We start from the raw sequence: 11,150 nt of genomic DNA on the forward strand, positions 1-11,150 counted from the left end.
CCAAACGTCTGGCAAGTTTCTTGCTAAGCTCGCGTCGCTGACGAAGGATGTTCAGCAAGCCTGTTGCGCAGGGGTCGCGCGAACGAAGTGAGACGGGATGAAGGTAGTGCCTTCGAGATCGAGCGAATGGGTGAGACCGGTGACGCCGCAAAAACCGGCTTCTGCAATCATCGAGATCGAGAGCGTCTCGCAGGTATTTCAGACCTCGGCGCGCAAGGATCATGTAGCGCTATCGGACATCTCGCTGGCGATCGACGAAAGAGCCTTCGTCTCCATCCTTGGTCCCTCCGGCTGCGGCAAGTCGACACTGCTTTACGTCGTCGGCGGCTTCGTCAGCCCGACCAGCGGTTCAGCGAAGATCAAGGGACGGACGATCACGGGTCCAGGGCCGGATCGCGGCCCGGTGTTTCAGGAATTCGCGTTGTTTCCGTGGAAGACCGTGCTGGACAATGTGATGTATGGCCCTCGCCAGCAGGGCGTGCGCACCGCCGAGGCCGAAGCACAGAGCCGGGCCTTGATCGAAATGGTCGGGCTCAAGGGCTATGAGAACTTCTATCCCAAGGAGCTGTCCGGCGGCATGAAGCAGCGCGTAGCGCTGGCTCGAACGCTGGCTTACCATCCTGAGGTTCTGTTGATGGACGAGCCGTTCGGCGCGCTCGATGCTCACACGCGAACTCGCCTGCAGAACGATCTGTTGAATATCTGGGAGCGTGATCGCAAGACGGTGCTGTTCGTCACCCATTCGGTGGACGAAGCGGTGTTCCTGTCAGACAAGGTCGTGATGATGTCGAAGTCTCCCGGCCGCATCCGCGAGGTCATCGACATCGATCTGCCGCGGCCGCGCCGACGCAGCGAGTTGCTGCTCGATCCACGCTACCAGAAATACGTTGTCGATATCGAGCGGATGTTCGACGAGACCGACCCTGTCGGGTCTCCGTCATGATATCGCTCGCCGCTTTGGCGAGACGGGCTGCCCCGGTGCTTGCCTGCATCGGATTGCTCGCGATCTGGCAGGCGGCGTCCCTCGCGTTGAAGAATGACAGCTTTCCGACGGCGATCGAAGCAATTCGTGCAATCCCGGACATTCTCGGGGACAAGGAATCGCTGATCAACATCCTGGCCTCGCTCCGCCGCATGGCGGTCGGGTTTGGCATAGCGGTATCGGTTTCGATTCCGCTCGGCCTGTTGATGGGCCGTAGCCGGGCCGTCGCGGCCTTCTTCAATCCGCTCCTGATGGTAATCTACCCGGTGCCGAAGGCCGCCTTGATGCCGATCATCATGCTGTGGCTCGGCGTCGGCGACATCACGAAGACGCTGGTGATCTTCCTCGGCGTCAGCTTGCCCGTGATCTATCACAGCTTCGAGGGCGCCAAGGCGGTGGAAGAGAAGATGCTGTGGTCGGGTGCCGCGATGGGGCTTTCGCCTGCGCAACGGCTGGTCCGGATCGTACTGCCGGCGGCGCTGCCGGAAATTCTGACCGGTTGCCGCACCGGACTCGTGCTGGCGCTGATCACGATGATCACCAGCGAGATGATCGCCCGTCAGTCCGGCGCCGGCAACATCTTGTTCAACGCTCTCGACATGGGCCAATACGACACCGTCTTTGCGATGATCATCATCGTCGGCGCGATGGGAATCTGCCTGGATGCGATCTTCGAGCGGGTCCGCGCAAGGCTGGTGCGCTGGTCCGAACCGCAGTTCGACATGCCGCTGAGCTTCTCATGATGCCGCAGCTTCGCTACACCAGCATCATCCTCGGGCTCGCGCCGATCGTGCTGGTGATCGCGCTGTGGCAAGGCCTTGTATCGTTTGGCTTTGCGCCTGCGGTCTTGCTGCCGCCGCCGGGATACGTATTCAGCAGGCTGCTTCAGCAACTCCTGACCTGGACGTTTCAGCAGGAGATCGCGGCGACTCTGATCCGGCTGTTTGCCGGCTTCGCGATTGCGGTCGTGCTCGGTGTCAGCATCGGCATCGCCGCTGCCGCCAATCCGGCTATCAACGCCGTGGTTCGGGCGATCGTTCGCGTGCTTGCACCCTTGCCAAAGGTCGCGCTCTATCCAGCATTGCTGCTGCTGCTCGGCTTCGGTCACGGATCGAAGATTACGCTGGTGGCGGCGGATGCACTCTTTCCCATTCTGTTGTCTACCTATTACGGCGCGTCGACGGTGGAGCAGAAGCTGATCTGGTCGGCCATGGCGGCGGGAACGCCGCGCTATGAGATCCTGTTCAAGGTGGTGCTGCCGGCCGCGATGCCGTCGATCCTGACCGGTTGCCGGATCGGCCTTGTCATTTCCTGCATCGTGGTGTTTCTGGCGGAGATGATCACGTCGAGCGACGGGCTCGGACATGTGCTCGTCACGGCGGCCCGGACCTTTCAGGCCGTCGACATGTTCGTGCCGCTGATCACGATCTCGCTGCTGGGCCTGATCCTCAATGGTCTGCTGGGGGCAGTGCGCGCGTATCTGCTGCGGGGTTTCCCCGAAGCATGAACTGACGAAGAAGAAACAGAAAGACGGGAGTAGACATGCTGGCTGATCGCATTGAGGCAAAATGGATCGACGCATTTTGCGAGGTTTTTGAGCGATGCGCCGTCAAGGCCGGCGATACCGCGGCGATCCTCTCGGAAACCCAGTCACGTGCGTTGAACGTTCATCTGGCGGAGCTCGCGCTGTTGCGGATGGGCGCCCGACCGTTTCACGTGGTCATGCCGACCCCGCGTAACCGGAATATCGTTCCGGTTCGCTCGACAGGGGCGAGCGAGGCGATCCAGCGGCTCGGCCCGGTCATTACCGCGCTTCAACAAGCCGGCTTTGTGGTGGATTGCACCATAGAGGGCTTGATGCATGCGGTAGAGACACCCGAGATCCTCAAAGCCGGCGCGCGAATCCTGGTGATCTCCAACGAGCATCCCGAAGCGCTGGAGCGGATGGTGCCGGATTCCGCGCTCGAGAAGCGCGTTCGCGCGGCGGCGAAGATGCTGCGCGGGACCAAGCGGATGCGGGTGACGTCGAAGGCCGGCACGGCGCTCGACGTCGATATGGTCGGCGCATCCACGGTCGGCGTGTGGGGCTGGACGGACAAGCCCGGGACGCTGGCGCATTGGCCCGGCGGCATCGTCGTCAGCTTCCCCAAGAGCGGAACGATCAACGGCACGCTGGTGATGGCGCCCGGCGACATCAACCTGACCTTCAAGCGTTACCTGACCTCGCCGGTGAAGATGACACTGAAGGACGATTATGTCGTCGAGCTGGAAGGCGAGGGCACGGATGCCGCAATGATGCGTGCCTATCTTGCCGCCTGGGGCGATCGGGAAGCCTATGCGGTGTCGCATGTCGGCTTCGGCATGAATCCCGGCGCGCGCTACGAGGCGCTGTCGATGTATGACCAGCGCGACACCAACGGCACGGAAATTCGTGCCGTCTCCGGCAACTTCCTGTTCTCGACCGGTGCCAACGAATTCGCCGGCCGTTACACGGCGGGCCATTTCGATCTGCCGATGATGGGGACGACGATCGAGCTCGATGGTGCCGCCGTGGTGAGTGAAGGGGTGCTGCAGGACGTGTTCGGCTAGTTCCGATCGAGCACCGGCGGGCGAGCCAGGTCAAAGTGACGGAGCAGGTCGACCATGGCCTGAAGCCGTTTTGCCCGATAGGCGTCGATGTCCATACCTGAATAATCGAGAAAGCCTGCGCCCGTTCGCAGGCCGATCCGGCCCTCGTGCATGTTCCGCGAAATGACCTCGGGTGCACGATAGCGGTCGCTGCCGAGTGCGCTTTCAAGATAACGACTGGCGTAGTAGAGGATGTCGCCGCCACCCCAGTCGATGAATTCGAGCAGCCCGAGCACGGCATAGCGGAAGCCGAAGCCGTAGCGGATCGCCTTGTCGATGTCTTCTGCGCTAGCGACGCCTTCCTCGACCATGCGCGCGGCCTCGTTCATCGCCAGCGCCTGGATGCGCGGAACGATGAAGCCGGGCGTCGCCGCGCAGACTACCGGCACCTTGCCGATGCCTTCGAGTAGCGCCTTGACCTCCTCGACGATGCCTGGATCGGTGGCCTTGCCTGGCGAAACCTCGACCAGCGGGATCAGATAGGCCGGATTGAGCCAGTGCACATTGAGGAAGCGGCGAGGATTCACGATCGCGCCAGAGAGATCGTCGACAAGGATGGTCGACGTCGTCGATGCGATGATCGTATCGGGGCCGACTTGTTTTGAGGCCGCCCCCAGCACATCCCGCTTGAGCTCGACGATCTCGGGGACCCCTTCGAAGACTATTCCCGCATCGGACAGTGCCGCATCGCTCTGGCTGGCCGGCACCACCGAGACCCGCGCGATCAGCGGATCGACATCCGCCTCGGTCAGTAGCCCCAGCTTCGCCAGGCTGGCAAAGGTCTTCCTGACTTCGCCGAGCGCATCTGCCTCCAGCCTGGCGAAATCTTCGGCTGAACGGGCCTTGATGTCGATCATCGTGACCATATGCCCCGCGTAGGCGAACGCGACGGCGATGCCGCGGCCCATCCGGCCGGCCCCGAGACAGGCGATTGTGGCTCGGCTGGTCATCGGTCAAAATCCCTTGCGAAGAAGCGTCTGCAAAGCGGCCTTGTCGAGATTGCCGAGGCCCAGCGTCTCGAGGGTTCGGCCGTCTTGCGTAAAATCCTCACCGCAGATTGCGCCACCGATGGCCAGAAATCCTTTGGCCAGCGGCGTAGCCACGCCCGTCAGGCTGGCGACAGAGACCAGCAGCGATAGCCCAAGCCGCAAATCTTCTCTCATGTAGCGGTGCTCGGTCAGCACGATCCGCTCGCGCCAGTCGCCGGAATCGGTCAGCCGGTCGTGCGAGCCGCGGCCATACATCCACACCTCGCCTTCCTTGGCATAGTGATGGGCGAGCGGAAAATGCGGTGCGCCATATCCGAGCGCCTCACGCACGGCAATCCGTTCGGCATCGAGCGCGTCGGTGACACGGCGGATCGCGGCTTGCGTTCCTTCCTTGTGGATGTCCCACTTCTCGAAATGCTCGATAGGGCCTGCATTCATCACGATCAGCGGTGGATGGATAATCGGGCCTGCATTCATCAGCGCACCGGACAGAGCATCGCCGCACGGCTCGATTGCGCCGGCGAAAGCCTGTCCAATCACCGCAAGCGCACGCGGCGCCTGATCGAGCGGGAAAACGCCGACCGGCAGTCGCTTGGCGCGGATTGTGATCGCGACCTCGAACGGGCCGTGCTTGCGGGTCAGCCAGGGCAAGGTCCCGGTTTCGGCAAAGCACGCCTTGGCGTGGTTGCCGGCATTCCGCGCAGCCTGGGCGAAGATCATCGAGCCGAACGTGGCCGGCGGCAGAAACACGACCTGTCCATCCTGCAGATGTGGAGCAAGCAGGCGCGCAATATCAGACTGCGCGAAGGCGGGGGCGGGGCACAGGATCAGCTCTGCGCCGTTGACGGCTTCGGCGATGGCAGCGGTGACCAGCGCGAGCTTGACGTCGTGACGGCCGTCATGATCCTTCACCAGGATGCGCGAGCCGGCGGCGCGATGGGCTGCGACCTGATCCGCGTCGCGGCGCCAGAGCCGGACCTCATGTCCCGACAGCGCAAAATCGCCCGCGGCCGCGAAAGAGCCGTTTCCCCCACCCAGAACCGCAATCTTCAAGATGCTTCTCCTTGCGCGCGCGATTGCGCATCAAGCTGCTTCAGCAGGAAATGCTGGACCTTGCCCAGCGCTGTGCGCGGCAGGTCGGTGACGAAAACGATGTCGCGCGGAACCTTGTAGCGGGCGAGTTGGGCCTGAAGATGCGCTTTCAACGCGTCTGCTTCGAGCCGACAGCCGGATCGCGGGATCACGTAGGCGATGGGCACCTCGTCCCAGCGTGGATCGGGCCGGCCGATCACGGCGCATTCGCTGACATCGGGATGTTCCAGCAGGACGCGTTCGACCTCCGCCGGATAGATGTTCTCGCCGCCGGAAATGATCATGTTCTTCTTGCGGTCGCGCACCCAGAAATAGCCATCCGCGTCGCACAGGCCGATATCGCCGGTACGATACCAGCCGTCGTGCAGCGCATCGCGCGTTGCGTCCGCATTGCCCCAATATTCGAAGAACACGTTGGGGCCGCGCACTGCGATCTCCCCCGGCGCTCCCGTCGGCACCTCGTTGCCGGCCTGATCGATCACTTTCGCTTCGCAGCACAGGCCGGCAAGTCCGGTCGATCCCGCGCGCGAGAGATCGCCACCAAGCCGGGTGTAGACTGCGATGGGACAAGTTTCCGTCGAGCCGTAGACCTGAAGCACGGGTACGCCGCGCGCCACGAAGCGGTCGATCAGATGCGGCGGTACGATGGTCGAGCCGGTCGCGACGGCTTTGAGTGACGAAAGGTCGGTCGTGGGCCAGGCGGGATGCTCGCTCACCGCCTGGATGATCGCCGGCACCATCACAGTCAAGGTCGGCCGTTCCCGTTCGATGGCTGCAAGCGCGGTGTCCGGCGTGAAGCGTGCGTGAACCGTGACCGTCGCGCCCAGCTGGAGCGCCGCCGTGGTCTGGATGTTGAGGCCGCCGACGTGGAAGAACGGTAGCAGCGTCAGCACATGGTCATCGGACGTCATGTTGTGCATGTGCTGGCTCATGACGCCGTTCCAGAACAACGCCTCCTGGCGCAGCACTGCGCCTTTGGGCCGTCCGGTCGTTCCCGATGTGTAGACAATGAGGAGCGGACAGGAGAGATCAGTGTGCGGGTTGCGGCCGGTGCCGCGGCTTCGAGCCAACAGGTTTTCGAACGTCATGCTGCGGGCCGGCTCGAAATCGAGCCCGACGATTGCGGTCCCCTCAAGCTCGGCGAGTACCCCCTCAAATGCCTGCTCGAGCACCAGGACCTTGGCGCCGGCATCGTTGAGGATGAAGAGCTGCTCGGCCACAGCGAGCCGCCAGTTCAGGGGCACCAGCATCGCGCCGAGCCGCGCGCAGGCATAGAGCAGAACCAGATAGTCCGGCCGGTTCAGGCTGAGGATCGCAACGCGGTCGCCCCGGCCTACGCCGAGCTCCTGCTTCAACGTCGCCGCCGTCCGCTCGATGCGTGCAGCGAATGCCGCATAGCTCGACCGTTCGCCCTCGAAGGCGATGGCCGTCTTGTCTGGCGCGAACGCCGCGTTGCGATCGATCAGACTGCAGAGATCCACCGTTAGTCGTCCGTTTCGCCGGCCTCGTACAGCGCCTCGCGCCCGATCCGGTCGAGGCAGAGCTCGGCTGTCCAGGGCAACATCAGCGAGCCGCAGCGGCTGTCGCGATAGATGCGCTCCAGCGGCAGCGAGCGCAGCATGGCCTGTCCGCCGCAGGTGCGGATCGCGAGCGCGGCGAGCTCATTGGCACCCTCCATCACCGAATATTGTGCGGCATAAGCGCGAAGCACCTGCTCCTTGCTCGGATTGGCGCGCGCTTCGGTGACGGCCTGGAACCAGATCGCCTTGATCTGCTCGAGCTTGATCTGCATCTGCGCGACCGCAATTTGCTTGGTCGGATACATCCTGCGCTTGACCGGCGGCATGCCCGGTACTTCGCCGCGCAGATACCGCACGGTGAAGTCATAGGCGGCTTGCGCAAGGCCCATATAGGTTGGCGACAGCGTCAGGAACATGTGCGGCCAGCGCATCGCGGCCTGGAAATAGACGCCGCGCGGCATCAGCGCCGAATCTGCCGGCACGAACACCTCCTTGAACAGCAGCGTGCGCGAGACTGTTCCGCGCATGCCAAGCGGGTCCCAGTCGCCGACGACCGAGACGCCTTCCGATTTTGAGGGGATGGCGAGGTAAAGCGTATTGCGGCGCGAAGCCTTCTCGCCTTCCTCGATCTCCGTGCAGAGAACGCCGTAATAGTCCGCATGGCCGGAGAGTGATGCAAAGATCTTCTTGCCGTTGACGATCCAGCCGCCCTCGACCGGCCGCGCTTCCGTGCCGAAAGCAACACCGCCTGCCGCAGCTGCACCGCCTTCCGAAAAAGGCTGCGAATAGATCGCGCCATGCTCGACGATGCGCTTGTAGTGGACTGCACGCCGCTGCTCGTGCTCGGCGCGGGTTTCAGCATCCATGTCGAGATCGTCGGCGAGCGGACCCGACCACAGCGTCGAGCAGACATGCATGTTCCAGGTGAGCGCAGTCGCGCCGCAATAGCGGCCGATTTCGGCTGCCGCCAGTGCGTAGGTTTGATAATTCGCGCCGAGCCCGCCATGCTTCTTGGGTACGGCAATACCGAGCAGGCCGACGCGATGCAGGTCGCGATAATTCTCAGACGGGAAGATCGCCTCGCGGTCGTAAGTCGCGGCGCGGCCGGCGAACACGCTCTGGCCGATCTCGCGCGCCCGCGCGATGATGCCGGCCTGCTCGTCGCTCAGTCGGAATGCGACGGGATCGAAGATCGGCGCATCCAGCGCGACCTTGTCACTCGCGCCGATGGTCTTGCTGACTTGCATGGTCATTGCGCAGTCATCCTACGTTTTCGTCGCGACGGAATTCAGGAATCGGCCGAGCGCCTCGTTAAAGGCATCGGGGCGTTCGAGGTTGGCGAGATGGCCGACAGCGTCGAGCTCGACATATTCCGCGGAAGGAATGTAGGTCGCCGTCTTCGCCATCATTGGGGCTGGCGCGTTGTTGTCCTTGGAGCCGGACAGCAGCAGCGTCGGGATGGAAATATCCTTGAGGGTGCTGCGTTGGTCGAAGCCGATCAAGGCCAGCATCATGGCGCGATAGCTCGCCTCGGGCACACTTGCCATGCACTCGCGTGCAAGCTCCATTCCCCTGGGATCAGGATCGTCGCCCACCAGCTCCTTCACCAGAGAGGGAGCCAGCGACTTCATCGTTTCGCCGCGATCGAGCGGCCCGAGCCGGACGGCGATAAACGATTTCTGCCAATCGCCGCCGGCCTTGCCGAACGCCGGGCTGGTCTGCGCCAGCACGACCGCGCGCGCCAGTTTTGGGGATTGCACCAGCCATTTCTGGACGATCATGCCGCCGATGGAATGTCCGACCAGAATTGGCTTGCTCGCCCCAAGCTGCTCGATGAATCGCTGAAGCGCATCCGCCAGGGAAGCGATGCTGACGGTGGCGAGCGGCGCCGAGCCGCCATAGCCCGGCATGTCCCATGCAATCGCGTGAAAGCGGTCGCCGAATGTCGCAAGCTGCTGCCGCCAGGCCCGTGCCGCACCGCCGATGCCATGCAGGAAAATCAGAGGTGTCCCGCCCGGATCGCCCGCTGCTTCATAGGCGAAGCGGCCGTCCTTTGTTATCATTGGCGCAGGCTGCGACACGCGACATCCTTTTGCTTGGCCCTTCGATGCTAACAGGCCTGTGAGGGATGGGAAGAGATAATTTTATACTTAAAGCAATTTTCAGGCCGTCTTCTCCGTTGCGACCGTTCACGGGGTGGAGTCGAGCTTTGTTTGCAAAAGTTTGAAGGTTAAAATATATCGAGAAGAGCGATCAGCAGAATGCAAGGAAGCCAGCGCATGTCCGGATTACCGCATTCGCCGCACGCGCTGGTGACCGGTGGCGGTCGCGGCATCGGTCGCGCCATCGCAGCAGCGCTCGTCGGGGGCGGTGCCACCGTGACCGTCCTTGGGCGGAACGCTGCGACGCTTGAAGAGGCTGTCAGCGCAGGGGCAGCGCATTTTGCGGCCGTCGCCGACGTCTCGGACGAAACCTCAATGAAAGTCGCCATCGCTCAAGCGAGTGCGCGGCAGCCGATCGATATCCTGATCGCCAATGCGGGAAGCGCCGAGTCCGCGCCGTTCGCCAAATCCGACAGCGCACTGTTTGCGCGCATGATGGACGTCAATTTCATGGGCGTGGTCCATGCTGTCAGCGCTGTGCTGCCCGGGATGAAGGATCGTCCCTATGGCCGTATCGTCGCGATCGCGTCGACGGCGGGGCTCAAGGGATATGCCTATGTCAGCGCCTACACCGCGGCCAAGCACGCTGTGGTCGGTCTCGTGCGTTCCCTCGCCATTGAAATGGCCGGCAGCAATGTGACCGTCAACGCGGTGTGTCCCGGTTTCACCGACACCGATCTGGTCGCCGGCAGCATCGAGAACATCATGAAAAAGACGAGGCGTAGCCGCGAGCAGGCCATTGCCGAGCTCGCAAAGCATAATCCGCAGGGACGATTGATCTCTCCTCAGCAGGTCGCGGATACCGTGCTCTGGCTGTGCGGCGAGGGTGCCGGCGCAATCACCGGGCAGGCGATCGCTGTTGCCGGTGGTGAGATTTAGCGCGCATGGCACCGGCACGGAACAAGAAAGCCAAGGAGATCGTATGAGCAGACCAGCCAATCCCGTGACCTTACCGCTTGCGGACTATTCGCCGCAGCACTTCCTGCTGGCCGTGGTCGATGGTGTTGCGACAGTCACGCTCAATCGTCCGGAACGGAAGAATCCGTTGACCTTCGAGAGCTATCGCGAACTCACCGATTTCTTTCGCGCCTGTGCGTTCGACGATGCGGTCAAGTCCATCGTCGTGACCGGCGCTGGTGCCAATTTTTCGTCCGGCGGCGACGTGTTCGAGATCATCGGGCCGCTCGTGAAAATGGACACCAAGGGGCTGACGGCGTTTACGCGGATGACCGGCGACCTCGTCAAGGCGATGCGGGCCTGTCCGCAGCCGATCGTTGCTGCGGTTGAAGGCATTTGCGCCGGCGCGGGCGCGATCATCGCCATGGCGTCGGACATGCGGCTTGCTGCGAGCGGGGCCAAGGTTGCCTTCCTCTTCAACAAGGTGGGCCTTGCCGGTTGTGACATGGGCGCCTGCGCGATCCTGCCGCGGATCATCGGACAGTCCCGCGCTTCCGAGTTGCTCTACACCGGCCGGTTCATGACCGCGGAGGAGGGCGAGCGCTGGGGCTTCTTCAGCCGCATCGTCACGTCGGAGCAGGTGCTGCCCCAGGCACAGCTACTGGCCAAGCAGATTGCTGAGGGACCGACCTTCGCCAACACCATGACCAAGCGGATGCTGGCCATGGAATGGGCGATGTCGGTGGAGGAGGCGATCGAGGCGGAGGCCGTTGCTCAAGCGCTGTGCATGACAACGGCCGATTTCGAACGGGCCTTCGAGGCCTTTGCCAACAAGGTCAAGCCGGTCTTCAGGGGCGACTAGGCCGGGCTTTGCGGCAGC

11 protein-coding genes are annotated in these 11,150 nt (G+C 63.0%); 6 read left to right on the forward strand and 5 right to left on the reverse strand.

Features of this window, described 5'->3' with window-relative positions; genetic code table 11:
* Positions 1-97: 97 nt before the first annotated feature.
* Genes IVB40_RS11190 through IVB40_RS11205 form a run of 4 tightly spaced genes read left to right on the forward strand, consistent with a single transcriptional unit; the run spans position 98 to position 3,571 of the window.
* Positions 98-943, forward strand: coding sequence for an ABC transporter ATP-binding protein (locus IVB40_RS11190; protein WP_247818887.1), 846 nt, complete (start codon positions 98-100; stop codon positions 941-943).
* Positions 940-1,725: an ABC transporter permease gene (locus IVB40_RS11195; RefSeq protein WP_247290429.1), complete on the forward strand. Its 786-nt coding sequence runs from the start codon at positions 940-942 to the stop codon at positions 1,723-1,725. Before IVB40_RS11190 ends, IVB40_RS11195 begins: the two co-directional genes overlap by 4 nt.
* Entirely contained in the window at positions 1,722-2,489 is a 768-nt protein-coding gene (locus IVB40_RS11200) for an ABC transporter permease subunit (RefSeq protein WP_247818888.1), read from the forward strand. Before IVB40_RS11195 ends, IVB40_RS11200 begins: the two co-directional genes overlap by 4 nt.
* 35 nt (positions 2,490-2,524) lie before the next feature.
* On the forward strand, positions 2,525-3,571 hold the full coding sequence (locus IVB40_RS11205; RefSeq protein ID WP_247818889.1) for a peptidase M29: 1,047 nt from the start codon (positions 2,525-2,527) through the stop codon (positions 3,569-3,571).
* Here IVB40_RS11205 and IVB40_RS11210 read toward each other — a convergent pair.
* Genes IVB40_RS11210 through IVB40_RS11230 form a run of 5 tightly spaced genes read right to left on the reverse strand, consistent with a single transcriptional unit; the run spans position 3,568 to position 9,274 of the window.
* Positions 3,568-4,560, reverse strand: coding sequence for a 3-hydroxybutyryl-CoA dehydrogenase (locus IVB40_RS11210; RefSeq protein WP_247818890.1), 993 nt, complete (start codon positions 4,558-4,560; stop codon positions 3,568-3,570). The genes IVB40_RS11205 and IVB40_RS11210 overlap by 4 nt on opposite strands.
* Positions 4,561-4,563: 3 nt before the next feature.
* The gene (locus IVB40_RS11215; RefSeq protein ID WP_247818891.1) at positions 4,564-5,652 is read right to left on the reverse strand and encodes an NAD/NADP-dependent octopine/nopaline dehydrogenase family protein; all 1,089 of its coding nucleotides are present in this window, start codon (positions 5,650-5,652) and stop codon (positions 4,564-4,566) included.
* Positions 5,649-7,172 carry a long-chain fatty acid--CoA ligase gene (locus IVB40_RS11220; RefSeq protein ID WP_247818892.1) on the reverse strand — a complete coding sequence of 508 codons (1,524 nt, stop codon included), beginning with the start codon at positions 7,170-7,172 and terminating at the stop codon, positions 5,649-5,651. The genes IVB40_RS11215 and IVB40_RS11220 overlap by 4 nt, the downstream gene beginning before the upstream one ends.
* Positions 7,173-7,174: 2 nt before the next feature.
* Positions 7,175-8,464, reverse strand: a complete 1,290-nt coding sequence (locus IVB40_RS11225; protein WP_027566688.1) for an acyl-CoA dehydrogenase family protein — start codon at positions 8,462-8,464, stop codon at positions 7,175-7,177.
* Positions 8,465-8,476: 12 nt separating this feature from the next.
* A complete protein-coding gene (locus IVB40_RS11230) occupies positions 8,477-9,274 on the reverse strand; it encodes an alpha/beta hydrolase (RefSeq protein WP_247818893.1) in 798 nt (265 codons plus the stop codon).
* Positions 9,275-9,490: 216 nt separating this feature from the next.
* Between IVB40_RS11230 and IVB40_RS11235 the strand changes: the two genes are divergently transcribed.
* Both IVB40_RS11235 and IVB40_RS11240 read left to right on the forward strand, forming a co-directional pair.
* Positions 9,491-10,252, forward strand: a complete 762-nt coding sequence (locus tag IVB40_RS11235) for an SDR family oxidoreductase (protein ID WP_247818894.1) — start codon at positions 9,491-9,493, stop codon at positions 10,250-10,252.
* 43 nt (positions 10,253-10,295) lie between these two features.
* Positions 10,296-11,132 carry an enoyl-CoA hydratase family protein gene (locus IVB40_RS11240; protein ID WP_027566691.1) on the forward strand — a complete coding sequence of 279 codons (837 nt, stop codon included), beginning with the start codon at positions 10,296-10,298 and terminating at the stop codon, positions 11,130-11,132.
* The last annotated feature ends 18 nt before the right edge of the window (positions 11,133-11,150 follow it).

The organism is Bradyrhizobium sp. 40 (assembly GCF_023100925.1).
Lineage (GTDB): Bacteria > Pseudomonadota > Alphaproteobacteria > Rhizobiales > Xanthobacteraceae > Bradyrhizobium.

What these genes read in the sequence shown, in the direction of transcription:
- IVB40_RS11230 (WP_247818893.1), bottom strand. Translation starts at nt 9,274, where the DNA reads ATGATAACAAAGGACGGCCGCTTCGCCTATGAAGCAGCGGGCGATCCG.
- IVB40_RS11195 (WP_247290429.1), top strand. Translation starts at nt 940, where the DNA reads ATGATATCGCTCGCCGCTTTGGCGAGACGGGCTGCCCCGGTGCTTGCC.
- IVB40_RS11200 (WP_247818888.1), top strand. Translation starts at nt 1,722, where the DNA reads ATGATGCCGCAGCTTCGCTACACCAGCATCATCCTCGGGCTCGCGCCG.
- IVB40_RS11225 (WP_027566688.1), bottom strand. Translation starts at nt 8,464, where the DNA reads ATGACCATGCAAGTCAGCAAGACCATCGGCGCGAGTGACAAGGTCGCG.
- IVB40_RS11240 (WP_027566691.1), top strand. Translation starts at nt 10,296, where the DNA reads ATGAGCAGACCAGCCAATCCCGTGACCTTACCGCTTGCGGACTATTCG.
- IVB40_RS11205 (WP_247818889.1), top strand. Translation starts at nt 2,525, where the DNA reads ATGCTGGCTGATCGCATTGAGGCAAAATGGATCGACGCATTTTGCGAG.
- IVB40_RS11190 (WP_247818887.1), top strand. Translation starts at nt 98, where the DNA reads ATGAAGGTAGTGCCTTCGAGATCGAGCGAATGGGTGAGACCGGTGACG.
- IVB40_RS11210 (WP_247818890.1), bottom strand. Translation starts at nt 4,560, where the DNA reads ATGACCAGCCGAGCCACAATCGCCTGTCTCGGGGCCGGCCGGATGGGC.
- IVB40_RS11235 (WP_247818894.1), top strand. Translation starts at nt 9,491, where the DNA reads ATGTCCGGATTACCGCATTCGCCGCACGCGCTGGTGACCGGTGGCGGT.